Origin of the sequence: Halomonas sp. AOP13-D3-9, from assembly GCF_052379125.1 — a bacterium.
Taxonomy (GTDB): Bacteria; Pseudomonadota; Gammaproteobacteria; order Pseudomonadales; family Halomonadaceae; genus Vreelandella.
In genome coordinates this window covers 131,301-156,716 of record NZ_JBQSYH010000014.1, presented here as the reverse complement: position 1 = coordinate 156,716, position 25,416 = coordinate 131,301, and the positions used below count along the sequence as shown (strand labels likewise).

The 25,416-nt window shown below is 56.5% G+C and carries 24 protein-coding genes and 1 tRNA gene; 9 read left to right on the top strand and 16 right to left on the bottom strand.

Translation table 11 applies throughout. The annotated features are described in order from the left end of the window. Positions 1-4 precede the first annotated feature (4 nt). The 8 genes from ACT3UM_RS16470 to ffh all read right to left on the bottom strand — a co-directional run bounded on the left by ACT3UM_RS16470 (position 5) and on the right by ffh (position 7,147). A complete protein-coding gene (locus ACT3UM_RS16470; RefSeq protein ID WP_498900520.1) occupies positions 5-1,321 on the bottom strand; it encodes a homoserine dehydrogenase in 1,317 nt (438 codons plus the stop codon). Positions 1,322-1,431: 110 nt separating this feature from the next. Further along, positions 1,432-2,235 carry a DsbC family protein gene (locus ACT3UM_RS16465; protein ID WP_498900518.1) on the bottom strand — a complete coding sequence of 268 codons (804 nt, stop codon included), beginning with the start codon at positions 2,233-2,235 and terminating at the stop codon, positions 1,432-1,434. Further along, positions 2,210-3,091, bottom strand: a complete 882-nt coding sequence (gene xerD, locus ACT3UM_RS16460; RefSeq protein WP_498900516.1) for a site-specific tyrosine recombinase XerD — start codon at positions 3,089-3,091, stop codon at positions 2,210-2,212. Before xerD ends, ACT3UM_RS16465 begins: the two co-directional genes overlap by 26 nt. Positions 3,092-3,235: 144 nt before the next feature. Further along, entirely contained in the window at positions 3,236-3,592 is a 357-nt protein-coding gene (gene rplS / locus ACT3UM_RS16455; RefSeq protein WP_035576506.1) for a 50S ribosomal protein L19, read from the bottom strand. 178 nt (positions 3,593-3,770) lie between these two features. Continuing rightward, positions 3,771-4,532: a tRNA (guanosine(37)-N1)-methyltransferase TrmD gene (trmD, locus tag ACT3UM_RS16450; RefSeq protein WP_498900540.1), complete on the bottom strand. Its 762-nt coding sequence runs from the start codon at positions 4,530-4,532 to the stop codon at positions 3,771-3,773. Positions 4,533-4,618: 86 nt separating this feature from the next. Further along, positions 4,619-5,164, bottom strand: a complete 546-nt coding sequence (gene rimM / locus ACT3UM_RS16445; RefSeq protein ID WP_498900513.1) for a ribosome maturation factor RimM — start codon at positions 5,162-5,164, stop codon at positions 4,619-4,621. A gap of 75 nt (positions 5,165-5,239) precedes the next feature. Further along, positions 5,240-5,488 carry a 30S ribosomal protein S16 gene (gene rpsP / locus ACT3UM_RS16440; RefSeq protein ID WP_007111767.1) on the bottom strand — a complete coding sequence of 83 codons (249 nt, stop codon included), beginning with the start codon at positions 5,486-5,488 and terminating at the stop codon, positions 5,240-5,242. A 246-nt stretch (positions 5,489-5,734) separates the two neighbouring features. Next, entirely contained in the window at positions 5,735-7,147 is a 1,413-nt protein-coding gene (ffh, locus tag ACT3UM_RS16435; RefSeq protein ID WP_498900511.1) for a signal recognition particle protein, read from the bottom strand. Between the two features lie 247 nt (positions 7,148-7,394). Here ffh and ACT3UM_RS16430 point away from each other — a divergent pair, with 247 nt between their 5' ends. Together ACT3UM_RS16430 and ACT3UM_RS16425 are read left to right on the top strand one after the other, a co-directional pair. Further along, positions 7,395-8,192 (top strand): cytochrome C assembly family protein, encoded by a 798-nt coding sequence (locus tag ACT3UM_RS16430; protein ID WP_498900509.1) that lies wholly within the window; start codon positions 7,395-7,397, stop codon positions 8,190-8,192. Positions 8,193-8,296: 104 nt separating this feature from the next. Continuing rightward, the gene (locus ACT3UM_RS16425; RefSeq protein WP_498900507.1) at positions 8,297-9,571 is read left to right on the top strand and encodes an HlyC/CorC family transporter; all 1,275 of its coding nucleotides are present in this window, start codon (positions 8,297-8,299) and stop codon (positions 9,569-9,571) included. Between the two features lie 15 nt (positions 9,572-9,586). Here ACT3UM_RS16425 and ACT3UM_RS16420 read toward each other — a convergent pair whose 3' ends face one another. Together ACT3UM_RS16420 and ACT3UM_RS16415 are read right to left on the bottom strand one after the other, a co-directional pair. After that, on the bottom strand, positions 9,587-10,249 hold the full coding sequence (locus ACT3UM_RS16420) for a 1-acyl-sn-glycerol-3-phosphate acyltransferase (RefSeq protein ID WP_498900505.1): 663 nt from the start codon (positions 10,247-10,249) through the stop codon (positions 9,587-9,589). Beyond that, positions 10,249-10,863 (bottom strand): TetR/AcrR family transcriptional regulator, encoded by a 615-nt coding sequence (locus ACT3UM_RS16415; protein WP_035576500.1) that lies wholly within the window; start codon positions 10,861-10,863, stop codon positions 10,249-10,251. The genes ACT3UM_RS16420 and ACT3UM_RS16415 overlap by 1 nt, the downstream gene beginning before the upstream one ends. Positions 10,864-11,055: 192 nt before the next feature. Here ACT3UM_RS16415 and ACT3UM_RS16410 point away from each other — a divergent pair, with 192 nt between their 5' ends. Then, positions 11,056-11,742, top strand: coding sequence for an SOS response-associated peptidase (locus ACT3UM_RS16410; protein WP_498900503.1), 687 nt, complete (start codon positions 11,056-11,058; stop codon positions 11,740-11,742). Continuing rightward, the gene (locus ACT3UM_RS16405; protein ID WP_498900501.1) at positions 11,742-14,600 is read left to right on the top strand and encodes an insulinase family protein; all 2,859 of its coding nucleotides are present in this window, start codon (positions 11,742-11,744) and stop codon (positions 14,598-14,600) included. Before ACT3UM_RS16410 ends, ACT3UM_RS16405 begins: the two co-directional genes overlap by 1 nt. A gap of 28 nt (positions 14,601-14,628) precedes the next feature. Here the strand turns inward: ACT3UM_RS16405 and sbcB are convergent, their stop codons facing one another. The 4 genes from sbcB to minC form a co-directional block, all read right to left on the bottom strand. Then, positions 14,629-16,122: an exodeoxyribonuclease I gene (gene sbcB, locus ACT3UM_RS16400; protein ID WP_498900499.1), complete on the bottom strand. Its 1,494-nt coding sequence runs from the start codon at positions 16,120-16,122 to the stop codon at positions 14,629-14,631. Positions 16,123-16,216: 94 nt separating this feature from the next. After that, positions 16,217-16,468 carry a cell division topological specificity factor MinE gene (gene minE, locus ACT3UM_RS16395; RefSeq protein ID WP_007111776.1) on the bottom strand — a complete coding sequence of 84 codons (252 nt, stop codon included), beginning with the start codon at positions 16,466-16,468 and terminating at the stop codon, positions 16,217-16,219. Beyond that, entirely contained in the window at positions 16,465-17,283 is an 819-nt protein-coding gene (gene minD, locus ACT3UM_RS16390; protein ID WP_035576496.1) for a septum site-determining protein MinD, read from the bottom strand. The genes minE and minD overlap by 4 nt, the downstream gene beginning before the upstream one ends. Before the next feature lie 158 nt (positions 17,284-17,441). Beyond that, entirely contained in the window at positions 17,442-18,188 is a 747-nt protein-coding gene (minC, locus tag ACT3UM_RS16385) for a septum site-determining protein MinC (protein ID WP_498900496.1), read from the bottom strand. Positions 18,189-18,434: 246 nt separating this feature from the next. Between minC and ACT3UM_RS16380 the strand changes: the two genes are divergently transcribed. After that, complete coding sequence (locus ACT3UM_RS16380; RefSeq protein WP_498900494.1) at positions 18,435-21,251, top strand: DUF349 domain-containing protein; 2,817 nt, start codon at positions 18,435-18,437, stop codon at positions 21,249-21,251. A 61-nt stretch (positions 21,252-21,312) separates the two neighbouring features. Here the strand turns inward: ACT3UM_RS16380 and phbB are convergent, their stop codons facing one another. Next, positions 21,313-22,059, bottom strand: a complete 747-nt coding sequence (gene phbB, locus ACT3UM_RS16375) for an acetoacetyl-CoA reductase (protein WP_498900492.1) — start codon at positions 22,057-22,059, stop codon at positions 21,313-21,315. 271 nt (positions 22,060-22,330) lie between these two features. On the opposite strand from phbB, the gene ACT3UM_RS16370 reads away from it, so the two are divergent. Further along, positions 22,331-22,407: transfer RNA gene (locus ACT3UM_RS16370), tRNA-Met, on the top strand. 192 nt (positions 22,408-22,599) lie between these two features. On the opposite strand, the gene ACT3UM_RS16365 is transcribed toward ACT3UM_RS16370, so the two are convergent. Beyond that, on the bottom strand, positions 22,600-22,842 hold the full coding sequence (locus ACT3UM_RS16365) for a helix-turn-helix domain-containing protein (RefSeq protein ID WP_498900490.1): 243 nt from the start codon (positions 22,840-22,842) through the stop codon (positions 22,600-22,602). A gap of 125 nt (positions 22,843-22,967) precedes the next feature. Between ACT3UM_RS16365 and ACT3UM_RS16360 the strand changes: the two genes are divergently transcribed. The 3 genes from ACT3UM_RS16360 to ACT3UM_RS16350 are packed head-to-tail and all read left to right on the top strand — an operon-like array spanning position 22,968 to position 25,363. Further along, positions 22,968-23,207 carry a hypothetical protein gene (locus ACT3UM_RS16360; protein ID WP_498900488.1) on the top strand — a complete coding sequence of 80 codons (240 nt, stop codon included), beginning with the start codon at positions 22,968-22,970 and terminating at the stop codon, positions 23,205-23,207. Beyond that, positions 23,200-24,420, top strand: a complete 1,221-nt coding sequence (locus ACT3UM_RS16355) for a tyrosine-type recombinase/integrase (protein ID WP_498900486.1) — start codon at positions 23,200-23,202, stop codon at positions 24,418-24,420. The genes ACT3UM_RS16360 and ACT3UM_RS16355 overlap by 8 nt, the downstream gene beginning before the upstream one ends. Further along, positions 24,407-25,363 carry an HD domain-containing protein gene (locus tag ACT3UM_RS16350; RefSeq protein ID WP_444673837.1) on the top strand — a complete coding sequence of 319 codons (957 nt, stop codon included), beginning with the start codon at positions 24,407-24,409 and terminating at the stop codon, positions 25,361-25,363. Before ACT3UM_RS16355 ends, ACT3UM_RS16350 begins: the two co-directional genes overlap by 14 nt. Positions 25,364-25,416 lie beyond the last annotated feature (53 nt).

Genomic DNA, 25,416 nt, shown 5'->3' with positions numbered 1-25,416 from the left:
AGGCTTACTCCCCTTCACTCAAGCTTTCCACGCGAATACGCGTGACGGGGCCCGCAATATCGGCCATGGATTCGATTTCGCGAATCGCTGCGTTCATCTGTTTCTCTTTGGTACGGTGTGTCAGCAGAATGATCGGCACCAGCTCGCCTTCGGTCGCCTCTTTCTGAATCAGTGCCTCGATCGAGATGCCCTGCTCAGATAGAATCGTGGCCACCCGCGCCAACACGCCGGGGCGATCCACCGCCAGCAGGCGCAGGTAGTAGGCCGTGATGATATCTTCCATCGGCATGATGGGCAGTTGGCTGACATCTTCGTCGATGCCGCTAAACGCCAGGTACGGCACCCGGTAGCGGTGCTCGGTTGAGATATCCCGCGCCACGTCGAGTAAATCGGCCACCACCGCTGAAGCGGTCGGCTCTGCACCCGCGCCAGCACCGTAGTAGAGCGTCGGTCCTACCGCATCGCCCATCACCGCGATGGCATTTTTTACGCCATGAACATTGGCCAGCAGACGCTCTTTGGGAATCAGCGTAGGGTGAACCCGCAGTTCCAGGCCTTGATCGGTACGCTTGGAAATACCCAGGTGCTTGATCACATAGCCTAGATTGTCGGCCTGCTCGACGTCTTCCGCGGTAATCCGCGAGATACCTTCGGTGAAGGCTTTCTCGAACTGCAGCGGCACGCCGTAGGCAATTGAGGCCAAAATCGTCAGCTTGTGCGCGGCATCGATACCTTCCACGTCAAAGGTGGGATCAGACTCAGCGTAGCCTAGCGCCTGGGCTTCTGCGAGCACGTCTTCAAAGGCGCGGCCTTCATCGCGCATATGGGTAAGGATATAGTTGCCGGTGCCGTTGATAATGCCCGCCACCCACTCGATGCGGTTGGCACCCAGGCCTTCGCGCAGCGATTTAATGACGGGGATACCGCCGGCCACCGCGGCCTCAAACGCCACGATGACGCCCTTTTCATGCGCGGCCTTGAAGATTTCGTTGCCGTGCACGGCAATCAGCGCCTTGTTGGCAGTGACCACGTGCTTACCATTTTCAATGGCGGTGAGCACCAGCTCGCGGGCGATGTCGTAGCCGCCAATCAGCTCCACCAGGACATCTACATTCGGGTTAGTCGCCACTTCAAATACATCGGAGGTGGCATTGATGCCGGTAATATCGCAGTCAGGATGAATACTGCGGTGAGCAATCTGCTCAACCACAATAGGGCGGCCAGCGCGACGCGCAATATCGTCGGCGTTGCGGGTCAATACGTTAAAGGTGCCGCCACCGACAGTGCCTAAACCACAGATACCTACTCTTACCGGTTTCAAAATACTTCCCCTTTCGTGTTGTGCACCTGGTGGTGCTGGCCTTAATTACGGTTATGAATGCGATCTTAAAGACCGTGTCTCAGCGTTTTGTATTATCTTTCAATGTGACGTTATTCGTCATCCAAGCCTAACATGGCGGATAGCCGCTCGGGGGGCACAAATCCCGGCACTAGCTGCCCATCGGGCAAAATAATCGCAGGAGTGCCCTGTACGCCCAATGCTTTGCCCAGATCATACTGCCCTGCTACGGGATTGTCGCAGTCTGCTGCGCTGGAAATAGTCTGGCCTTCCTTGGCTTGGGTCATCGCTTCGCTGCGGTTATCCGAGCACCACACCTGCTGCAGCGTGGCGGCGGCTTGGCTTCCCATGCCCGCACGGGGAAACGCCATATAGTGAACGGCAATGCCGCGTTCATTCAACTCTGGAATGGTGTCGTGTAACCGCGCGCAGTAGGGGCAAGTCGGGTCAGTAAACACCGTTATAGTGGCTTTCGGTTCATTGGCGCCGCGAAAGATCACCAACTCACGGTCAGGCACGGCCGCCAATGCATCGGCACGTTCTTGGTTCTGCTCTTGCTCAGTTAAATTGACCAGCCCTTCATCGGCATTTTCGTACAGGTCGCCGACCAGAAAGTGGCTACCGTCAGCATTGGAGTAGAAAGATTCGCCGCTCTCTAAGCGGACGTGATAGACGCCTTCCATAGGCGTTTTGGTGACTGCCTCTACGGGCATCTGCTGGCCATTGACACTTAGTGATCCCGCCAGCTGGTCTGCCACGTCATCAGCCTGGGCAGCGACGGGCAACAGGCTGGCGGAGAACAAACACGCCAGCATCAAGGAGGGTGTTAATAAAGGGAGTGCTACAAAACGGCGTTGACGCATTATCAATTCAACCTCTTGGGTGATGTTCTGCATGCAGGCTTTCCAAACGCGCCTGGGCTACATGGGTATAAATTTGGGTCGTCGACAGGTCGCTATGACCTAGCAGCAGCTGTACGACCCGCAAATTGGCCCCATGATTCAATAAATGGGTGGCAAATGCATGGCGAAGCGTATGCGGAGACAGTGGCCGGGTAATCCCTGCGGTTATCGCATGCACCTTAATTCGGTGCCAAAAGGTCTGTCGGGTCATGGCTTTATCGCCCCGGCCGGGAAATAGCGCAGGCCGAGTTGGGTCGCTCATCAGCGCCAGCCGTGCGGTCTGCATATAGTGCGCCAGCCAATCCGCCGCCTCTTCACCCATGGGTACCAGACGGTCTTTATCGCCTTTACCGCGTACCCGCACCACGTTTTGACGCAGGTTGACCGCGTCGCCGGTGAGCCCTACCAGTTCAGAGACCCGCAAGCCACAGGCATAAAGCAATTCCAGCATGGCACGGTCACGGACGCCCAGCGGGGTGTCGGTATCTGGCGCTAAGAGTAAGCGCTCGACCTCGTCCTCTTCCAAGGTATTCGGTAAACCGGGGATCACGCGCGGCAGCTTGATGTCGGTGAGCGGGTCGCTTTCCACCTGGTTATTTAAACGCCCCCAGCGGTAGAAGCTGCGCAGCGTCGATAGCAGCCGGGCATTACTGCGCAACTGATAGCCTTCCTCCCGGCGGCTTGCCAGCCACTCACTGAGTCGCTCCGGCGGCGGCGCCAAGAGCGCTTCGCCGTGGCTCTCCAAGTGGGTTTGCCAGGCGGTTAAATCACGCCGATAGGCGGCTAACGTATGATCGCTGGCGCCCTGCTCTAGCCACAGGGCATCTAAAAATGCATCGATAACGCTCATACGTTAGCTACCTTCTGCCGCTTTTACTCAGCGATATAAACATGCATGTAGATAAAAAAACCCCGCCCCGCAAAGCGGAGACGGGGTTTTGGTATCCAGGCGCGGCTGTTAGAAAACAGCGCGCGCCCGCAGAAATAGCGGCGTTTAAGCCAGCTTTTCCTTGATACGTGCAGAACGACCGCTGCGCTCGCGCAGGTAGTAAAGCTTGGCTTGACGCACGTCACCGCGACGCTTGACTTCGATAGAGTCAACCAGCGGGCTGTAGGTCTGGAAGGTACGCTCAACGCCAACGCCGTGAGAAATTTTACGCACGGTGAAAGCGGAGTTCAGGCCGCGGTTACGCTTACCGATGACCACACCTTCAAACGCCTGTAGACGCTCGCGGGTGCCTTCTTTTACTTTTACCTGAACGACAATGGTGTCGCCGGGAGAAAAGGCAGGAATTTCCTTGCCCATTTGCTCAGATTCGATCGCCTGGATCACTTTGCTTTTACTGCTCATCATCATACTCCTGAATAACGTGTTGGCTTGACCGCTCAATCATGGGTGGCGGAAGCCGTGATCCCGGCGCTCGAAACGAGCTACGCGGGAGTCGTTATGGGTGACACAGGTGCGCTTTTTTCGCCCTGCACCGCCGCTCTGCTCTAAGTTGTTGAAAAGCTTGTTAGCTAAAAAGCAACTACTGAGTGGACAGAGCGTGTTCCTCGATAAACTCGTTCAACAGCTTGCGCTGTTCGGCATCTAATGTTCGCCCTTCTAAAAGATCGGGGCGACGTTGCCATGTCCGGCCTAGTGACTGCTTTAATCGCCAACGCTTGATAGCTGCATGATTACCGCTTAGCAGCACATCCGGCACCTGGCGCCCGTCAATGACCTCTGGACGGGTATAGTGCGGGCAGTCTAACAGACCGTCATTAAACGAGTCTTCGACAGCGGAATCCTGATGGCCCAGCACGCCGGGAATCAGCCTTGCCGCTGCATCAATCAGCACCATTGCTGGCAGCTCGCCGCCGCTCAGCACATAGTCGCCAATCGACCACTCTTCATCGATGTCACTCTCCACCACGCGTTCATCAATGCCTTCATAGCGCCCAGCCACGACCACTAAAGGCCCGGCGGAAGCCAGTGCTTGAACGCCCTGCTGATCCAGCTTACGCCCTTGGGGCGAGAGGTAGATCACCGTCGGCACTAAGCCGGTGGCTTGCTGCGCCCGTTCCCGGGCCGCACAGATCGCTGCGCGCAGGGTGTCGACTTTCATCAACATACCTGGACCACCGCCGTAGGGGCGATCATCAACGCTGCGGTGGCGGTCAGTGGCGTAATCCCGCGGGTTCCAAAACTCCAGTGCGATGCGTTGTTTCTCTACCGCTCTGCCGACGACACCTTGTTGCGTTAGCGCGTCGAACATCTCGGGAAACAACGACACCACGCCAATCCACATTGCTGGCGACACGACTGCATTTTCACCTCGCACCGGCTCTGCCGAGTCGGTAGACATATCACCGCTCAAACTATTGATCAGTTTGGTCAAAACTCAGGATCCCAATCGACGACCATGCGGCCCTCTTCGGCACTGATTTCGACAATGACATCGTCTGGCAAAAAAGGCAGCAGTCGCTCGCGCTTGTCGATTGACTCAGAATCGCCGCGAACCACCATGACATCGTTGGCGCCGGTTTCAAACAGGTAGCTTACCCGTCCTAGCCGTTCGCCGGCCTGAGTGAAGACCGCCATGCCTTCAAGCTCATGCCAATAATACTCATCGTCGGAAAGCTTAGGTAGCGCCTCTTTGGGCATTAAGATGTCCGTTTGGGCTAATGCTTCCGCCGCACTACGGTCATCGACCCCTTCAAGCTGCACTACAATTCCCTTGCCCTGCCGACGCCCCTGAACAATGCTTATGCGCTTTAGGTTTTCGCCCTGGCGCACCCACCATTCCGGGTACTCAAGAATGCTGTCCATTGGGCTAGTGTAGGAGTACACCTTAAGCCAACCTTTCACCCCATAAGGGCTAGTCAGCTTGCCTAGCACCACATGCGTGTCGTCAGTTTGGCTACTTTCAAAACGCGTCATCGACGACCTCAGCTACCCAGCACTCACTTTCTTTCTCACGCAACAAGTCTCAGACAACAAGACTCAAAAGCAGGTTTAAGCCTGTTTGCGTGCTTCTTTAACCAGCTCAGCAACGCGACCAGACAGCTGGGCGCCTTGGCTCTGCCAGTGAACAACGCGGTCTAGGTCAACGCGCAGACGCTCTTCCTGACCACGGGCAACCGGGTTGAAGAAGCCGATACGCTCGATGAAGCGACCGTCGCGAGCGTTACGCGAGTCGGTAACGGTCAGGTGGTAAAAGGGACGCTTCTTGGCGCCACCACGGGCCAAACGAATGGTAACCATACGATAACTATCCTTCGGTTGAGGTTACGAGAGTGTGTTGTTAGCGCTATCGGCTATCGAAACACTCGTCGTGCTATAGGCTATATAAAGGCCTTCATTGAGAGGTGCTGCTACCGCGATTGACGCGCTTTTACGCAACACCCACGCATGAAGAGGCCGCATTCTACGCAAATGCGCTCGGCTTGGAAAGCCTGATAGCCAGAAAACTCATAGACCGTCAACCTTCCCCAGCGAGCTGGCAGCGAATTAACGGCGGGGCAATCCGCCTGGACCACCCATACCGCCCATTCCACCTGGGCCTCCCGGACCACCGCCGCCGCCCATCATGCCGGACATACCACGCATCATTTTCTGCATGCCGCCTTTTTGGCCCGCTTTCTTCATCATCTTCTGCATCTGCTTATGCTGCTTGAGCAGACGATTCAGGTCGGGCACTTGTAGGCCCGCACCAGTGGCAATGCGGCGCTTGCGCGAACCGTTGATGATATCAGGCTTGCGGCGCTCTTTAGGCGTCATTGAGTTAATCAGCGCTTCCAGCTTGCCCAGCTCTTTCTCAGGGCCGGGGCCTTGGGCCATTTCAGCCATCTGCCCCATGCCGGGCAACTTGCCCATCAGACCGCCCATGCCGCCCATTTTCTTGAGCTGCTGGAGCTGGTCGCGGAAATCTTCCAGATCAAAACCGTCGCCTTTCTTGACCTTTTTGGCCAGCTTGTCGGCTTTGGATTTATCGACGGTGCGCTCGGCTTCCTCGATCAGCGACAGCATGTCGCCCATGCCCAGGATACGCGAGGCAACCCGGTCGGGGTGGAACGGCTCCAGGGCGTCAACTTTTTCGCCCATCCCCATAAACTTGATGGGCTTGCCAGTAATGTGGCGTACCGACAGCGCGGCACCGCCGCGGGCATCACCGTCGGCTTTGGTTAGGATCACACCGGTTAGCGGCAGCGCTTCGCTGAACGCCTTGGCGGTATTGGCGGCATCCTGGCCGGTCATGGCATCGACAACAAACAGCGTTTCCTGAGGGGAAACCGCTTTATGCAGCGCCTGGATCTCCGCCATCATGGCTTCATCGATCGCCAGACGACCGGCGGTATCAATCAGCACCACATCGTGAAACTGGATCTTGGCGTGCTTGATGGCCGCTTCGGCAATCGCCACCGGCTGCTGGTCAGAGCGTGAGGGGAAGAAATCTACCTCGACCTCTTTGGCCAGGGTTTCCAGCTGGTCGATGGCCGCCGGGCGGTAGACGTCGGCAGACACTACCAAGACTTTCTTCTTCTCGCGTTCGCGCAGGTAGCGGGCCAGTTTGGCCACCGAGGTGGTTTTACCCGCGCCCTGTAAACCAGCCATCAAGACAACGGCGGGAGAACCCTTCAGCACAAAGCCGTCGTTGGCTTCGCCCATAATCGCTTCCAGCTCTTGCTGGACGATTTTGACGAACTGCTGGCCAGGCGACAGGCTTTTGGAGACTTCCTGCCCAACTGCCCGTTCGCGCACGCGTTCAATGAATTCCTTGATGACCGGCAGTGCTACGTCGGCCTCAAGCAGTGCGCGGCGTACTTCGCGCAGGGTATCTTTAATATTGTCGTCGGTCAGGCGAGCCTGACCCTTAATCGACTTTAACGTCTGGGAAAGACGCTCACTTAGATTCTGGAACATGGGGCCTCTCTGCCTCCGTCACTGCCGTCGGCGCGCACGCCCGGGACTAATTAGTGGAAAGATTATACGCGCTCAAGCTTCGAGTCTCCATGGGGTACATTCGGCACTACTGGCTATTTTCGTGCGCTTACCCCGCTGGGCGACGCCGCTAGGATTCGTTATAGTAGCTGGATAGATTTGCGTCGTAATCACACTTAACCCGTTTATTTATTCACCGCAACGCGCTGCAAGGCGCACGGATAGCATCATGCAGGCGCTCCCTTTCGCCACGATTGCTTTTATTGTTTATGTTGCCGCTGCCATTTGGCAGGGCATGACGCTGTTCCGGCGTGTACCGCCCCGCCAGGGCATGGTGCGCCTGCTTGCCGTACTGGGTTTACTGCTCCACATTCCTGTCGTGGTCATACTAGTGGGCCAATCCCCAGGCCTGCTGCCGGGCTTTACCACCAGCGCTACACTGTTGATGGCGGTGGCGGTTAACGTGGTGCTGGTAGCCAGCCTGTTCAAACCGGTGCTTAACGCCGGCATTGCGCTGTTTCCGCTGGCGGGCATTGCACTGCTCGCCGCCACTTGGCTGCCGAACCAGGGCGGCCATACCGGGCTGACGCCGGGTATTTTATTGCATGCGATAAGTTCAGCGCTGGCCTTTGCCGTATTGGCGATTGCCGCCGTTCAGGCCGTGCTGGTCGGCCTGCAGAACCAGGCGCTGCGCCACCATCATATTCGCGGCATTGTGCAGTCATTACCGCCGCTGACCACGATGGAACGGGTGCTGTTCGAGCTGGTCTGGGCGGGCATTATTCTACTGACTCTCTCCATCGCAAGCGGGCTGATTTTTCTCGACAACTTCTTTGCCCAGCATTTGGCACATAAAACGGTGCTGTCACTGCTGGCCTGGATAATCTTCACAACGCTTTTGATCGGCCGTTACCGCTTTGGCTGGCGTGGCATGCGTGCCGTGCGTTGGACACTGGGCGGCTGTACCCTACTGGTGTTAGCTTACTTTGGCAGCAAGTTTATTCTTGAGGTTGTACTCAATCGATAGCTCTCAATCGTTAACGGGGGCGCAACAACGCCTTTGGTTGTCTTGACACTCCACTCGCGACCTTCTACAAATCGAGCCTAATTCGCCACAAAGGACTTTTCGACTTGAGCGACGACTTCCCCCTGGGGTTACTGTTCGGCCTGCTAGCCTTACTTATAGTGCTTTCTGCGTTTTTCTCCAGCTCTGAAACCGGCATGATGTCGATTAACCGCTATCGCTTGAGCCATCAAGCTAACAGCGGTGACCGCAGAGCCAAACGGGTTATGCGCCTGCTCACCCGCCCAGACCGCCTGATTGGCGTTATCCTGATCGGCAACAACTTCGTCAATAATCTGGCGGCCTCCATTGCCACCATTATCGCCATTCACTTCTTTGGCGACGTATCAGGCCCGGCGATCTCTACCGCCCTGCTGACCATTACGATTCTGATTTTCGCCGAAGTGACGCCGAAGACTTACGCCGCCATTAAGCCCGAAAGGATCGCCTACCCTACGTCCTATGCCCTTGAGCCGTTGCTAAAGCTGCTTTACCCACTGGTCTGGCTGGTCAACGTGGTATCCAATGGCCTACTCCGGCTAGTGGGCGTAAAAAGCGTTGATAACGGCGGTGACAGCCTAACCCGCGACGAGCTGCGCACGGTGGTACACGAGGCGGGCACGCTAATTCCCTACCGCCACCGGGCGATGCTGTTATCGATTCTTGACCTTGAGAACGTCACCGTCAACGACATTATGGTGCCGCGCCACGAGGTGCTGGGCATTGACCTGGATGACTCGCTCGAAGAGATTTTGACCCAGATTCGCACCAGCCAGCACACCCGACTGCCAGTCTACAAAGGCGACATCAATAACATTATTGGCATGCTACACCTGCGCAATGCAGCTCGCTTTCTCTCCCGGGACGAAGTCACCAAAGCGTCGATTGTGCAGGAGGCTCGCGAACCCTACTTCATTCCCGAATCCACACCGTTACATACACAACTGCTCAACTTTCAGAAGCAGAAGCGGCGTATCGGCATTGTGGTGGATGAGTACGGCGACGTGGAAGGCCTGGTGACGCTGGAAGATATTCTGGAAGAGATCGTGGGCGAGTTCACTACTGACGTGTCCGAAGACGAGGAGATTCACCAGCAGGACGACGGCAGCCATGTGATTGAAGGCACCGCCAATATCCGTGAAATTAACAAGATGCTTGGCTGGCAACTACCTACCGACGGCCCCAAGACGCTCAACGGGCTCATTCTTGAGCACCTTGAAGCCTTCCCAGAAGGCCCGGCGTGCCTGCAGATTGGCAATATGCGCATGGAGATTTTGGAGATTCGCGATAATCTCATCACCTCGGCGCGCTGCTGGCAAAAGCTGCGGGTGCCACGCCGCTAACGACCAACAAGCGCGTTAGCGGCGGTTGGCAAGATCCTGATCCGCCGCCGCTTTTAACGCCCTAACCCGCGCTTCAAGAAACCGCCGCAGCGCTATGTCATCGGCGTCCAGGCGGTTGAGCGGTGAGCCAAAGTGCAAGCTCACCGGCGCCCGAAACCGCTTAGGGCACTTTTTAAGCGCCTTGCCGTTATGGTGAGATGTCCACGACCCCCATAAGCCTGCCAGCCCTGCCGGAATCACCGGCACATCGTCCCGAGCGAGAATCGCCTCTAAGCCGCGCCGAAAGGCGTGAATCTCGCCATCCGGGGTCAGTCGCCCTTCAGGAAAGACCATCACGACCTGCCCCTCGCGTAGCGCTGCGCTGACGTCATCCAACGCACGCCTAAGGGCGCCAGGGCTGCGCCGTTCAGACTCAATGGGAATCGCACCGACCAGCTGAAACCACCACTTAAGCCAGGGGGAGTCAAAAATCGGTTGATCCATGACAAAGCGCAGTGGCCGGGGGCTAGCGCCACCGAGCACCAAGGCATCCATAAAACTGACGTGGTTACACACCACCAGCGCGCCCCCCTGCTTGGGGATATGCTCACGCCCATGCACCTGCAGTCGGTAGCAGAGGCGCATGGAGACAAAAATCAGCCAGCGTAGCGCCTGGCGGGCCGCATTGACCCAACCCATCACGTCGCCGCCTCACGATGGCGCAAACCGGCCAAAATAGTGCTCATCAGTTGATCCAACAATTCATCCACTTTCAACTGCTGCCCCTGCCAGTAGCCCAACCGCTCATTCAGCCCAAGCTGGACTAGCCCGTGAACGCTACCCCACAGCGTGCGCCCCAAACGGCGGGCTTCGAGATCATCCAGCGCGGGCTGGTAAGCTTTGATCGAGGCCTCAACTTGGGTAAATAGCGCTTCGATCAAATCGCTCTGGCGCTGATCCAGCTCACCCTCTTGGGCCAACGGATAATCGAACAGCAGTTGCCAGCGGTAACAATCCTGCTCGGCGAACCGCCAGTAGGCACGCGCCAGGGAGCGCAGCCATGGCTCAGGGTCATCATCGACCAGGCTGGTAATGGTGTGCTGTAAGCGTGCCAAGGTTTCCACATTGACGTGCTGCAATAAGTTATTGAAGCTGCCATATAGCTTCAGTAGGGTGCTGGGGGCGCAGCCGACTTCTCTGGCCAAAGCACGCAGTGAGAGGCCATGGACTGGCTGCTCAGCCAACCACTCATCACAAGCGTGCATGACCTGCGCGTGGAGGGCATCGGGCGCATGCTGTCTAGGACGGGCCATGGCGATCTCTTAAGGTCAACGGCAAACAAGGAGGAAAGCCTCACTGCGCTTTAGCGGGAGCAAGGGATACGATAGGATACCTTACATCGAACACTGTTTTCGACACTAAAACACACCATTTCGTGCTTTATTGCGCGAAGTCCCCCGCGATGCAGGTACACTTCCTCGACGATTTTGCTTAAGGAGATAGCTATGACGGGGCGACTGCATGTGCAACATTTACCGCTGGCCCGTTTATTACCGACGCTAGCCACTCCTGAGCCACTGGTTGAATCGCCCAACTTAGCGCCTAGAAGGCCCATCTCGGCGATTCGCCTTGAGCAGGGGGAGTATCGGCTGTCGTCAATTTTCTGGGGTCTGACGCCCCCCTGGCTGGAGGTACTGGATCACGCCCCCCACTGCGCCCGAGCCGAAACCCTTGAAACACGTGCTATGTTTCGCGATGCCTTTAGCGCGCGCCGCTGCGTTATTCCGGTTAGTGGATTCTATGTCTGGAAAAGCCAGCCGCGTAGCAAGCAGCCCTATCTAGTCACCCAGGTATCCCGTGCGCCGCTGCTGTTGGGCGGACTCTGGTGCCGCTACCACACCACGTTAACGGCGTTCACCGATTCCGCAGCCCTGATCACCGTGCCCGCTAATTTACTTTTATCGCCATTAACCGACCGTTTGCCGGTCACTATTCCCAGCCATGCGCTATCCGCCTGGCTCAACCCGGATACGGATTTAGCAACGCTTAATTCGCTATTAACCCCGGCGCCATTGGAACTGTTGGGCGCTTTTCCGGTATCTAAACATGTCAATAATCCCGCCTACCAGTCACCGGCTTGTGCCCACCCCACCGGGTCGATGCTGCGCTGGGCTGTGTCACAGGAGCTGTAATGTTGCAATCCACTTGCTTAACCCGCCGGCGGCTTTTCCCTCAGCGCGCACTGCTTGGCGTCATTGCCAGCATCGCGATGATGCCACTCGCCTTCGCCGCGAATGATGACGCCGTTGCCGACGCCATTGCTGATACGGTCACCCCAATCATTAGCCCGTATGACAGCCGCGACTACCGGGTTTTGACGCTTGAAAATGGCCTCAATGTATTACTGGTCAGCGACCCAGAAGCGGACAAAGCGGCAGCGTCGATGAATGTACGGGTCGGCAGCGCCCAAGATCCCGATGACCTTCAGGGATTAGCACATTTTCTCGAACATATGCTGTTTCTAGGCACCGACCCCTACCCCGAATCCGACGGCTACCAGCGCTACATTTCCAATAATGCGGGTTCCCACAACGCCTTTACCGCCCAGCAGGATACCAATTACTTCTTTGATATTGAGCCGTCGGCACTGCCGGGTGCGCTTGACCGTTTCAGCGAATTTTTCCTTTCACCGCTGTTTAACGCCGACCACCTGGAGAGCGAGCGCAATATCGTTCACTCGGAGTATATGGCGCGCATTCGCGACGAATCCCGGCGCGAAAACGATGTGCTCAACCAACTGCTCAACCCTGACAATCCCACCACCGGCTTTGCGGTGGGTAGCCGGGAAACATTGGCCAGCCCGCCTGAAGGCGAAGCCACGCTGCGCGAGCGGGTGATCGATTTTTATCACCAGCATTACGACGCCAATGTGATGAACCTGGCGATTGTGGCGCCGCAGCCGCTGGATCAATTGGAAGAGCTGGTCGCCGAACGCTTTGCCGATATTCCCAACAACGACTTAAGCGTGCCGACGATTGACGCGCCGCTGGTTGATTCAGACACGCTCCCCCACTATATCGAGCGTCAGTCGCTGCAGGATCGCCGTCAATTACGCTTCTACTTCCCGGTACCCGACCCCACCGACGACTACCGCACAAAACCCACCCAGGTAATCGCCCACCTGCTTGGCGATGAAGGTGAAGGTAGCCTGTTAGCGGTACTGCGCGATGCCGGTCTGGCCGACGGTCTTTCCGCTGGCGTTGGCCGCGGTGATGGCAACCAAGCGCTGTTCACAGTCTCCATCAGCCTAACGCCCGCAGGCGCCGAGCGCCTTGACGATATTGAAGCCACCCTGTTTGCGGCCATCGGGCAACTGCGCAACGACGGCCTTGCTGAGTGGCGTTACCAGGAACAAGCAGACCTTAATGAACAGGCCTTCCGCTTCCAGCAACATGGCGCCCCGCAGCAGGAAGCCACACGCCTCTCCATGAGCCTATCGCGCTACCCGGTAGAAGACGTGCAGTACGCGGCCTACCGCATGGATGGCCCCGATGCAGAACTCCAGCAGACCTACCTAAACGCGCTAACGCCAGATAACATGCTGCGTTTCTACTCGGCGCCGGATGTCGAAAGCGACACCGTGTCACCGTGGTTCAACACCCAGTGGAAAGAGCAAGCGCCCGACCAGTCAGGTCAAGCACTAAGTGGCTTGCAGCTCCCTGGCCCCAACCCCTTTATTGCCAGTGACTTGACGCTGATAGAGGGGCAGGATGAGCATCCCAGCCTGCTGGTCGACACGCCCTCGTTTACGGCTTGGCACATGCAGGATGAGCGCTTTAACACCCCTAAAGTTGAGTGGCGCGTTAGCCTGCAAAACCCCACCGCCAGCTACTCCGCTGAAGAAGCGGTACTCACCCGTCTGCTGGCCAGCTGGCTGAATGACAGCCTGAATGAATCGCTCTACCCCGCGTGGCTGGCAGGGCAGTCATTCAGCGCCTATCCCCACGCCCGAGGCATGACGCTATCGTTTTCGGGGTGGAGAGATGGTCAAACCCCACTGATTGAAAGCGTGCTTGAGCAGCTTAAAACCGCGCCGATCAGCGACAGCGCCTTCGAGCGCGTGCGTTACCAGCTCCAGCGGGAGTGGCGCAACGCGCCCCAGGCGTCGCTCACCGGCCAAGCCAGCCGTACGCTAGGCGAAGCCCTGCTCACACCGCAGTGGTCTAACGCAGAGCTTCTCGCCGCCAGCGAGCGATTTGATCGGGGGCACCTGGAAAATTTCCGCAAGCGCTTTCTAAATGACCTGTACGTCGACGCTATGGCGGTGGGCAACCTGGATGCTGACCTGGCCCGTGAACAAACTCAGCTGATGCGCGCTAAGCTCAAGCCACGCCTAACCCGCGATGCCATTGCTAACTTAATCCCCCTTGCGGCCAGTGAGGAGCACCGCGTGCTGCACCCTCATAGCACGCGGGATGAGTCTTTGGTACTGCGCTACATGCAAGGTCGCGACCAGACCCCAGAGGAGCAAGCCGCCACCGCCGTGATCGCCCAGTGGCTGGAAACACCGTTCTACCAGCAGCTGCGCACCGAGCAGCAGCTCGGCTACATCGTCAACGCAGGCTATTCACCGCTGCTCGAAGCACCAGGGATTGCGCTCATGGTGCAATCCCCCGATGTCGAGAGCGGCACTATTGCTGAGCGGATGGATGCATTTCTTGACGAGGCTAACCAGCGTCTTGAACAACTTAGCGACGCTGACTTAGTGCCTTATCGCCAAGCAGTTCACGACCAGTTACGCCAGCGCGATACCAGCCTTTCAGGCATGGCTAACCGCTATTGGCAAGCCACGGCGCTTGAAGACGTTCGCTTCGACCGCCGTGACCAGTTGGCCGAGCTAGTGCTTAACGTTAGCCTTGAGGATATTAAGGCTCTCTGGCCATCGCTGCGCGAGCACACTCTGGACATACGCTTTAATCCGGGCGACGAACCCAGCGATGTGAGTACTTATCGGGAAGCGCGCTCAGCGCTGCCTAAAGTGCGTGAATAAACAGCGCTGTTAGGCCATCGGTACCGGCTCAGGCGTCAAATGCCTGGGCCGGCATCATGGCTTCCACGAACATCACCAGCTCTTCCAGAACCTGCCGCTCGCGATCAGTGAGGGTTTGCTGATTGTACTGCTCGATTTCCCGCGCAAACGCCTTAAGCGTAAAGCCCACCAAGGCCGGGTCATTGATCCGCATCCAGCGAAACGCCTCCCACTGCTCGCGCTCTTCGCCTTCCAACGTGTCGGGGTAACTGCGCGCACGAAAGCGAAACAGCATCTCTTCCAAACGCGGATCCTGAAACGCAAAGCGCTGACCGACCAGGTCCCACGGTTCCATCTCTCGCACCCGCTCCATCTGCTGACGGTCAGCAGCGGAGAAGAAACTGCCCGAATAGAGCATTAGATCAGGGTCTTGGGGTACATCGTCGTAACCGGCACTAAACACCTCGGCGACCTTAGCGGCGACACCGCTGGCATCGCGCAGGGTTTTCCAGTGCTGTCGACAGGCCGCAACATCCAAACCCAAGCGTTCAACAATGGTGCCGTACTCGCCCTGATGAGGCCCCTCAACGTCTTTCAAAGCACTAGCGGGGAACACCACTGGGCAGCGGTTGATATGGATTACCTTTAGCGGAATGCGCGCCTCGCCTTCGGCGAGATCCTGCTGACTGACAAACACCCGCTCACGAATTTGCTCCGCCGACATGCTCAGCATATCGCTGGGATCAACGCTCAAATCGTAAACAATCACCCCATTAGGGTTTGTCGGGTGCTCGGCCAGCGGCATGACTAGTGCACTACAGCCCCGGCTAGCGGGATAACGGCGGGAGATATGCAGCAGCGGCTTGGCGTTGGGTAAGTCGAGCTGCTTGGCCACCGCGCGCTTACCGCGCAGGCCGAGCAGATAGTCAAACAGCTTGGCATTGCGCACTTTGAGCAACCGCGCCAAGGCGATAGTGGCGCGGACATCTGCCACCGCATCGTGGGCACCCTCATGGGCAATGCCGTTGGCGGCGGTTAAGTGCTCGAGCTTAAAGCTGGGCGCACCGTCTTCGCGCAGCGGCCATTCAATGCCATCCGGGCGCAGCGCATAAAAGGCGCGCACAATATCGATTAAATCCCAGCGGGAATTGCCGTTTTGCCACTCGCGGGAATAAGGGTCAAGCAAATTGCGGTAAAACAGGTGGCGCGAAACTTCGTCATCAAAACGCAGGCTGTTGTAGCCCACTACGCAGGTACCCGGCTCGCTCATGTGGCGCTGAATCTCACCCGCGAACTCTGCTTCGGGGAGACCATGGCGCTGGGCTTTTTGCGGGGTAATTCCGGTGATCAAACAGGCAGCAGGATGAGGCAGGTAGTCATCAGCGGGTTTGCAGTAGAGCTCAATGGGCTCACCGATCTCGTTCAGTTCTGCATCCGTGCGCAGTGCAGCGAACTGAGCGGGCCGATCGCGGCGCGGGTCAGCCCCGAAGGTTTCATAATCATGCCAGAGAAAACTGGCAGGGGCAGCATTGGGTGATGCCATGAATAAACACTCCGCTGGGCAATGAAAAGCCCAAGCCTAGCACACCCGCCGCCCCTTTCGCCCCGCCTTCAGTTCCTGGACTTAGCTAAAGGGCTCAGCTCTTTGGAAGCGTCACGTTAAGCTCCAGCACAGAGCAGTTGTCTTCGCTGTCCAAGGAAATTTGAATGGCGTCGTCGTCCACATGCACGTAACGACGGATCACCTCAAGCAGTTCGCGTTCAAGCATCGGCATATAGTCAGGCTGACCGCGCTGACTACGCTGGTGCGCCACAATAATTTGCAAACGTTCTTTGGCTACCGAGGCGGATTTCCTGCGCTCACGCTTCAAGAACTCCAGCAGTTTCATCGACGACCTCCCCCGAACATACGGCTTAGCAGGCCTTTGCGTTGCATTTCATGGAAACGCAGCGGCATGTCTTCGCCAAGCAGGCGCGATACCGTGTCGCTGTAGGCTTGGCCCGCGTCGCTGGAGATATCGTGGGTGACGGGCACGCCCTGGTTGGAAGCACGCAGTACGGCTTCAGACTCCGGAATCAGGCCCAGCAGATTAATCGCCAAAATTTCGCGAATATCGTCCAGCGTCAGCATATCGCCAGAGGTGACTCGCTCGGGGTTATAGCGGGTAACCAGCAGGTGCTCCTTGATGGGGTCATCGCCCTGCTCAGCGCGCCGGGTTTTAGAGGCCAGCAGGCCTAAAATACGATCAGAGTCGCGCACTGACGATACTTCGGGGTTGGTGACCACAATCGCTTCATCGGCAAAATACATGGCCAACTGCGCACCGCGTTCAATACCCGCGGGAGAATCACACAGAATGTAATCGAAATCTTCTTTCAACTTCTCCAGGATCTCCGCGACGCCTTCCTGGGTTAAGGCATCTTTATCGCGGGTTTGTGAGGCAGGCAGAATGAACAGATTCTCAACGCGCTTGTCGCGAATCAGCGCCTGATTAAGCCCCGCTTCGCCTTGAATCACGTTGACTAGGTCATACACCACACGCCGCTCGCAGCCCATGATCAGGTCGAGATTACGCAGCCCCACATCAAAATCGATCACGACGGTTTTTTTACCGCGCAACGCAAGCCCGGTGGAGATTGCCGCAGCGCTGGTGGTTTTACCGACCCCCCCTTTACCAGAGGTCACTACAATTATCTTGGCCAAAAGTCACTTCCTTCTTGAAGTCGTTGGTCGCGAGCGCAAGTTCAGTGGGCGCTCTGCGCATAACGGGAACGTCAATGTCATCAACATGCCATACTGTAACGGATAGCGTCTTCGGCGTCGCTAGGCATGAAGCACCAACGTGCGCTCATACGGAAACATTACCCTAATGGCTTAATTTCGAGCTGTTCTTGCGCAAAGTGCACTTCTGCAGGCTGACCCCGCAGCTGTGCATCGATATCTTCCGAGCGCTTATAATTACCCGCCACCGAAAGCAGTTCGGCGGCCAGTTCGCGGCAATAAATGCCCGCTTGAGTGTTACCATGAATCCCCGCCAAAGCACGACCGCGTAGCGCGCCATAAACGTGAATACTGCCGGCAGCCAGCACTTCTGCCCCGGCATTCACCGCCCCGATGACAACTAAATCGCCATCAGCAGCGCTGACTTGCTGCCCCGAACGCACGGTGCCGCGATACAGCCGGGTAGCAAGGGTTGGCGCTTCCGTCTCGCTCACCGTCTCCTCACGGGTAACCTCATGCACCGGCGAGTTGCTAACACTTTCCAGCACCCGGGCACGCCCCTCTGCCACTGGCGGAAACCACCCCAACCCCAGCGCCCAGGCCGACTGGCGTACTGGCTCGCTGCCGCCGCGAACGGCCACCGGCAACAGTTTATGGTCACGGCATACAGCACAAATGCGCTCAAGAGCTAAGTGGGGTTCATCGAGTTTTTCCACGCTGAGCACAACCGGTGTATGCTGAAAGAAAGCAGGCGACTGGGAGAATTTGCCAGCCAACTGCTGCCGGATTTGTTCCGGATCAGCGCTACTTAACTCCATGACGGTCATCGGCAGCATGCCGCCTTTGAAGGTAAAGGCCACTGCGGCACTATCCACGTTAAGGCTCATGGCCGAACTCCCCGTCATGTTCAGATAAGATAAAGGTAGCGTACTATCACGCATTTCGTCGTCTAGAAACACTGTAGCCTAAAAACAGTGTGTTCTAGAAGCAGTGTGGCCTAGAAAATAGCTGCTTGTCACACCATGCTTATTACAAGATAGCAATAGCAACGCCAAGCTAAGCGACAGCGCCGGTGACTGCAACCACCGAGCCGTTTTTTTCACGCTACGCATTTCATACTAGCAGGATGATCCATGCACGGACTGTTAAGACGCCTGTTCGCACCTCGGTGGCAACACCCTGACCCCGAGGTGCGCCGTCAGGCCCTCCAACGACTGAATCCAGAGCAAGCCGAACAGCGCCAAGCGCTGCAGTCGCTCGCTCAAGATAGCGATAGCCAGATTCGCCTTACCGCGCTGCTGGCCCTGGATGACTGTGAGGGACTGGTCAATGCTTACCCCCAGCATCAGCAGGAGGAAGCCTGGTTCAATGCCGTTTGCCAACGACTCAGCGGGCGAGAAGGCCATACCGATCTGCACCAACGCCAATCTCTGGTCGAACAGATTGAAGAACCAAGGGTGCTGAGTGCGGTCGCCCTACAAGGTGACAACCTTAATCTGCGCTTGGTCGCACTGAGCAAGCTAAGCGATGAAAATGACCTGATTCGTCAAGCCTGCCATAACGGTGTGGCCGCCGTTCGCCATCAGGCCGCCGAACGCATTGAGGACGAAGAGGGCCTTAAGCGGTTAGTAAAAGAGGCGCGCCGCGACCGTCAGGTGGTTCGCTTGGCGCGGGAGCGCCTAAACCGCTTGCGCAGCGATGCCCAGTGGCTGGAAGCGGAAGCGCAGCAGCGCGAAACACTTCTGAAACAGCTGGAGCAGCACGCACATGCGCCTTGGGAACCACTTTACGGCGGCCGCTTTCGGCATCTTGAACGCCAGTGGGAGCAGCTGACGCAGCCACCCAGCGTGGAACAGGAGCAGCGCTTTCATCAAGCCGTACTCAATTGCCGCAAAACGCTCCACGACCACGAGACCCAGGAGCAGGCTCGGCAGCAGAGCGACGAGCGCCGCGAGGAAGCCGAAAACACCCGCGAACAGCTGCTTGAAGGGATCGAAGAGACCTTCGATGGCCTGCGCCACGCTTCCGCCATGACCGTGCAGGATATCGACAGCCTGCGCGCCCAGCGCCAACTGCTCGGCCAACGCTGGCAGGCGCTTTCCGATATGCATCCGCCCAGCGAGACCCTGCGCCAGCGCTACACGCTGGCGATACAGCACTACGATCAGTGCTTAGAGGCATGGCAGCGCTGGTGTGCGGTAAGCGCCGCCATCGAAACCGCACTGGCCAGTGGTGACCACGCTACCCTGGCCACACTGATTAGCGAATGCCAATGGCCGGAAGCCTTAACGCCCCCCGCGCTGCTCGGCCGCGCCCAAGCGGCTCTCAACGCTGACAACACCGCCCCCTCGCAGCCTACAGAAGACAGCGCCACACTGGAGACCCATGGTGCGGAACTCGACACCTTTGAGCACTTGCTAGAACGCGGCGCCTTTAAAAGTGCCAGCCGCCTGCATCAGCGGCTAAAACCACGCATCGAAGCATTGGAAAGCCCCTCTGCTCAACCGCTCAAAACGCGCTTAAAGCATTTAGCCGCCCGGTTGGCAGAACTACGCGACTGGCGGGGGTTCGTCGCCGGACCCAAGCGCGAGCAGCTATGTGCCAGCATCGAAACTCTGGCTAACGACCCCCATATGGCGGAAGAAGCGCTTGACCGCCACCATCGCCAACTGGTCAAAGAGTGGAAATCACTGGGCGATGCGGCGGCCAACCGCGAACAGTCCGCGCGTTTTCGCAGCGCTTCGGATCGCATCCACGAGCGCCTCGCCCCCTGGCGGGATCAGCTTAGCCAAGAGCGTGAGACCAACCTTCAAGCCCGCGAGGCGCTGTGCGATCAGCTTGAAAGCCTACTGGCCCAGCCCGCTGAAGACGCCGACCCTGATGTGCTGCGGCAAATTCGCGACAAAGCGCGCCACCAATGGCGGCACTATAGCCCCGTGCCACGCGAGCGCTCTGAAACCGTTGGGCGTCGTTTCGGCACTATTCGTCACCGTTTGCAGACCTTAATTGATCAACGCGCTGAGACTATCGCCTCACAAAAACGCGACCTGATTAGCCAAGTGAGCGCGCTGCGCAGCGACGACAGCCAACCATTAGCCCAGCGTATTCACCAGACCAAACAGCTACAGCAACAGTGGCGAACGCTAGGCCGGGCACCCAAAGGCGAAGAGCAAACGTTGTGGAAAACTTTTCGCCATGAGTGCGACCAACTCTTTGCCCAGCGCGATGCGCATAAAAATGAGCAGGCAGCGCGCCAGCAACAGCAGTTGGATGAGATGCAGACCCTGATCGACGAAATGGATAGCTGGCAACCTATTGAGGCCAGCGAGGCGGCCGCACTGGATCGCTTTATCGAACAGGCCAACCAGCTTGAGCCGCTGCCACGCAATCGGCGCAGCGAAGGCATGCAGCGAAGAATGAGCGGGATTGTGCGAGCGCGTCGCGAACGCTTAAACCGCCTGGCGGTTGCCGATACGGTTCAGCAGTGGCACGCTCTTATGCCGTTAGTAAACGCTCACTTAGCAGCCGACCAGCGCTACCTCAGTGAGGGCGCCCTCAGCGATGTGGATGCCCAAACGGTGCTTAGCGCCTCGCTTCCCCCCGCCTTTAATGAGGCACATGACGCACGTAATCAACAGCGCCATAACGTGGCAGCACCGCTATCCGACGCGGATCACGCCCGCATAGCCGACTCTCTCGCCAGGCTAAGAGTGCACTTGTCGATGCTGGCCGTGGGTAGCGTGCGGCAAAGCGACGAACCGCTGCGCCTGGCAATTCAGGTAGAGCGCTTGAATGAAGGCTTCAACCAAGCGCGCAGCCGTGATCAAGACGTTGTCGACATCCTGGTTGCGCTATTGGCGCTAGGTCCAATGCCCGCCACGCTATGGACCGCTGAAGTGGAAGAGCTGGATAACCTGCTAAGCCGCCTGGCGCGGGTTCCATTGCCGTAGCATTAGCAAGAAAACGGGAGGCTATGAGCCTCCCGTTTACGTTCTCCTCTTGAGCTAACCACTAGCCCATAAACTGACCACCGTTGATATCAATGTTCGCACCGGTGATAAACCCTGACTCCTTATCGGCTAAGAAGGTGACCAGTCGGCCAATCTCCTCTGGCGTGCCATAGCGCTTCACGGGAATTGTTTCCCGGATTGCTTCGCGCACTTTTTCTGGAATATTCATAATCATATCGGTGGCGATATAGCCAGGCGATACGGTATTAACGGTAATCCCTTTGGTCGCGGTTTCCTGCGCCAGCGACATGGTTAGGCCATGCATACCGGCTTTCGCCGCCGCGTAATTGACCTGACCAAACTGGCCTTTACGACCATTGATGGAAGAAATATTGATAATCCGACCATAGCCATTTTCAAGCATCATCTCAATGACGCTACGGCAGGTGTTAAAAACGCTATTGAGGTTGGTGTCGAGCACTTCATACCACTGCTCGTAGGACATTTTTTTCATGGTGCCATCGCGGGTAATCCCCGCACAGTTCACCAGCACGCTAATCGGGCCATACTTGTCGTGGATTTCGCGGGCTCCTTCCAGGCAGGCGTGGTGATCAGCGAGGTCGACTCCAGACAATTCGATATTGTTATAGCCGTCGGCGTGCTGCGTTTCTAGCCAGGTTTTGGCCTTGTCCGGGTTGCGATAACCCGCCACAACCAGATATCCCGCATCTGCCAACGAACGACAAATTGCCGTACCGATACCACCAGTTCCACCAGTTACCCAGGCGACGGGGGCTTGATTGGCCATTGACTACCTCCCTGATATGACAAATGGCTTGGATCGCAAAGTATGCACGTTGTGTCGCAAGCCATTGTGAATAAGCGCGACTGCGCCTGTATTACCCTAGTGCACTATTTGGCAATTCGGTGCACCAACGTAAGCTTGTTGTTATGGCTATATAAAGCATAGCTTCACTTACCTCATGTTGCCGCAGGTCATAATCAACGGCTATAAGCCAAACGTGTTAATCACCCTATTGACTTCATCTAAAACTTCTGTAGAATACGCCACACGTTGATGCGGGGTGGAGCAGTCTGGTAGCTCGTCGGGCTCATAACCCGAAGGTCATCGGTTCAAATCCGGTCCCCGCTACCAATATTTTGAAAGGCAGATCAGTTACTTAATGATCTGCCTTTTTTGTTGCCTGTCATTCCAAAAAGCTCTGTGCCCAAATTGTGCCCACACCGTGCCCATTTTTAAAAATGCCTATTGGTAGGTAAAAAAGGCGGCGACCTTCAGGCACCGAACAATTGATTCAGCATTTCCTTCTTTTTCTTTCCTACCGAGTTAAGGCGCAGGTTCTGGACTGGACTCCTTGATGTGAGTCACTAGCTGTTCGATCTCACAATTAAAGTAGTAGCAAAGCCTATCTAGATTATCTGTCACCGTGCTGTGGCCTGGGTGATTGATAATTTTCGATAACGTCATCCGATTGATGCCCGTTTCTTTCGCTATCTCCCCGATCGTAATTCTGCGCCGCTCGGCAAATTCCTTCTCTGCAATCAACTCTTTTAAGTGATACCGAATCATCGTCTTCTCTATTATTGATCATAAAAATTATCAAAAAGTGCTTGAAATAATCATTTGATTGTATATATTCCTAATCGAGAGATTAAAAATATTATCAAATGATCACCACATGAGGAGATAATCTCATGGACTGCACTTTTTTGACAACGGAAGAACTCGCCTCACGTATCAAATACGATGCGCGCACTATCCGCCAGCAACTCAAAGACAGCGTGCTCATTGAAGGCACCCATTACATCCGTCCCTTTGGACGTCGGAAAATTCTGTATATCTGGGAGGCTATCCAAGAAGAAATGCTGCAAGCAACACCTCGCCAACAACAAGTCACCATACCGATGGCGAATGGAGGAGTCTGCCATGGGTAAGGTGCGCGCGCGCAAGGAAAGCAAAAAGCTTTTTATTGACTTTCGGTTTGACGGCCAGCGCTTTCGTGAGCAGACCCTGCTTGACGATAACGCCAAAAATCGCAAACAGCTGGAGCTGCTGTTACAGCGCATGGAAGCAAAGATGCTGCTAGGCGAATTCAATTATGCCGAGTTTTTCCCCAACAGCAGCAATTTACAGAAACTGAAAGGCCACCAGCAAGCTCCTACCACTGAGCATCAAGATGCAGTGGCTTTAGACACACCACTCTTCAACGACTTTGCTGAGCAGTGGTTTGAGGAGAGCAAGATCCAGTGGCGTGCTTCCCACGTGCGCAATGTGCGCTCGATCTTGAATAGCTCGCTGAAGCCCGCATTCGGTAAAAAGCCCATTGGTGATATCACCAAGGCCGACATCATGGGGTTTCGCGCCAAGCTGGCCAAGCGCAAAGGGCGTGGCAGCACGGGGCTCGTATCGCCAAAGACTATCAACAGCCATATGACCATTCTTCGCATGGTGCTGGATGAAGCTGCCGAGCGATTCGATTTCGAGACGCCCTACAAAAATATCAAACCGTTAAAGCTACAGAAAACGCACATCGAGCCCTTCTCGCTCCATGAAGTCCACCGCATCATCGATAACGTGCGCCCCGACTATCGCAACTACTACACGGTGCGCTTTTTTACCGGTATGCGTACCGGTGAAATAGATGGATTGAAGTGGAAAAATGTCGATTTCGCTAAACGAGAAATCTTGGTGCGCGAGACATTGATCAATGGCGAAACGGAATACACCAAGACCGATGGCTCCCAGCGTGAAATCCCCATGTTTGGGCAGGTATATGACGCCTTAAAAACGCAGTACGCCGCGACTGGGCGTATGAGCCAGTTCGTGTTCTGCAATCAACTGGGACAGCCGCTTGATCACAACAACGTGACGAAACGCGTGTGGTATCCCCTACTGCGGTCACTGGGGCTTACCAAACGCCGCCCGTACCAAACGCGCCATACCGCCGCGACGCTGTTTCTAGCCTCGGGTGAGAACCCAGAGTGGGTAGCGCGCATGTTAGGCCACAGTTCAACCGAGATGCTGTTTAAGGTCTATTCGCGCTATGTGCCTAATGCCACACGTATGGACGGCTCTGCTTTCGAGCGTTTATTAGGCAATGCCACGTCCACCAAGCCCGAGAAGGAGCACCGCCATGAAACTGCCTAATCAACAAGCTCCAGCACACCTGTCTCGCACTTTTACGGGCACTTATCGCCTTACGGGGCGCGTGGTGGAGTTCGACAATGCAAAAACGCCTTTTCTAAAGCTTCGGCTAAGCGACTGCGAAGGTGATCGTATCGCAATGCTGAATTTGGCCAAGACACACGTACCTGAGCGCATTGGCCATTTGGATTTTGTTACTGCATCAGGAGTAAAGTGCTTATCAGGCCAATTCCTGCTTGATGAGCTCCGCAAGGCGACCCGTGAGGAAATCCATTCACTGGACACGCTACAATCGTTGCCACGCGTGTACGCCCCCGCACCAGCGGTGTTCGATCAATTAGTCGAGACCGTGCAGTCGCTTCAATCAGAGCATCTCCGGGCGTTTTTAACACGGGTATTGGAACGTAAGGACCGTATCGAGGCGTTTCTGAATGCACCCGCCAGCGTGACCTACCACCACGCCTATGCAGGTGGGTTGCTAGAGCATTCGCTGAACGTCGCGAATAATGCTGTTGCCATGCTGCGTTTAAATGAGCCAGCTATGCCGCGCCTGATGCAGGAAACGTGCTTTGTAGCGGGGCTGTTGCACGATATTGGCAAGACGTATACCTACGACGCGAAAGGCAAGCCTAACGCGGCGTGGAAGCTCTGTAGCCACGATGCGTTTACGCTAGAAGCGTGTGCCTATGGCCTTACCTACTTAGACCAACATGAACCTGATATTGCGATGACCTTACGCCATATCTGGACATGCGCCTCCCCGGGTGCACGCTACGGCCAGCCAGCCGCCATGACACTGGCTCGTTATATTCGTGATGCAGACGGGCAGAGTGCAATGACAGATAACCAACAGCGTGCGTTTCGTAGCAAAAGCCAGTGGGGCTTTAGCCGGATTGGGCAAAACGTTTTCTGGCGGCCAGGGACGCCTATGTTGCAGGCACAATAGCGCTAGAGAGTAGAAGCATTAGCCTGCCGCCGACGCTAACGCGTGGCGGCTTT

Bases quoted from the DNA above. Each gene is read 5' to 3' on its own strand.
- ACT3UM_RS16465 (WP_498900518.1), bottom strand. From the start codon at position 2,235: ATGCAGAACATCACCCAAGAGGTTGAATTGATAATGCGTCAACGCCGT.
- xerD (WP_498900516.1), bottom strand. From the start codon at position 3,091: ATGAGCGTTATCGATGCATTTTTAGATGCCCTGTGGCTAGAGCAGGGC.
- rplS (WP_035576506.1), bottom strand. From the start codon at position 3,592: ATGAGCAGTAAAAGCAAAGTGATCCAGGCGATCGAATCTGAGCAAATG.
- trmD (WP_498900540.1), bottom strand. From the start codon at position 4,532: ATGTGGATTGGCGTGGTGTCGTTGTTTCCCGAGATGTTCGACGCGCTA.
- rimM (WP_498900513.1), bottom strand. From the start codon at position 5,164: ATGACGCGTTTTGAAAGTAGCCAAACTGACGACACGCATGTGGTGCTA.
- rpsP (WP_007111767.1), bottom strand. From the start codon at position 5,488: ATGGTTACCATTCGTTTGGCCCGTGGTGGCGCCAAGAAGCGTCCCTTT.
- ffh (WP_498900511.1), bottom strand. From the start codon at position 7,147: ATGTTCCAGAATCTAAGTGAGCGTCTTTCCCAGACGTTAAAGTCGATT.
- ACT3UM_RS16430 (WP_498900509.1), top strand. From the start codon at position 7,395: ATGCAGGCGCTCCCTTTCGCCACGATTGCTTTTATTGTTTATGTTGCC.
- ACT3UM_RS16420 (WP_498900505.1), bottom strand. From the start codon at position 10,249: ATGGGTTGGGTCAATGCGGCCCGCCAGGCGCTACGCTGGCTGATTTTT.
- ACT3UM_RS16415 (WP_035576500.1), bottom strand. From the start codon at position 10,863: ATGGCCCGTCCTAGACAGCATGCGCCCGATGCCCTCCACGCGCAGGTC.
- ACT3UM_RS16410 (WP_498900503.1), top strand. From the start codon at position 11,056: ATGACGGGGCGACTGCATGTGCAACATTTACCGCTGGCCCGTTTATTA.
- ACT3UM_RS16405 (WP_498900501.1), top strand. From the start codon at position 11,742: ATGTTGCAATCCACTTGCTTAACCCGCCGGCGGCTTTTCCCTCAGCGC.
- sbcB (WP_498900499.1), bottom strand. From the start codon at position 16,122: ATGGCATCACCCAATGCTGCCCCTGCCAGTTTTCTCTGGCATGATTAT.
- minE (WP_007111776.1), bottom strand. From the start codon at position 16,468: ATGAAACTGCTGGAGTTCTTGAAGCGTGAGCGCAGGAAATCCGCCTCG.
- minC (WP_498900496.1), bottom strand. From the start codon at position 18,188: ATGAGCCTTAACGTGGATAGTGCCGCAGTGGCCTTTACCTTCAAAGGC.
- ACT3UM_RS16380 (WP_498900494.1), top strand. From the start codon at position 18,435: ATGCACGGACTGTTAAGACGCCTGTTCGCACCTCGGTGGCAACACCCT.
- phbB (WP_498900492.1), bottom strand. From the start codon at position 22,059: ATGGCCAATCAAGCCCCCGTCGCCTGGGTAACTGGTGGAACTGGTGGT.
- ACT3UM_RS16365 (WP_498900490.1), bottom strand. From the start codon at position 22,842: ATGATTCGGTATCACTTAAAAGAGTTGATTGCAGAGAAGGAATTTGCC.
- ACT3UM_RS16360 (WP_498900488.1), top strand. From the start codon at position 22,968: ATGGACTGCACTTTTTTGACAACGGAAGAACTCGCCTCACGTATCAAA.
- ACT3UM_RS16355 (WP_498900486.1), top strand. From the start codon at position 23,200: ATGGGTAAGGTGCGCGCGCGCAAGGAAAGCAAAAAGCTTTTTATTGAC.
- ACT3UM_RS16350 (WP_444673837.1), top strand. From the start codon at position 24,407: ATGAAACTGCCTAATCAACAAGCTCCAGCACACCTGTCTCGCACTTTT.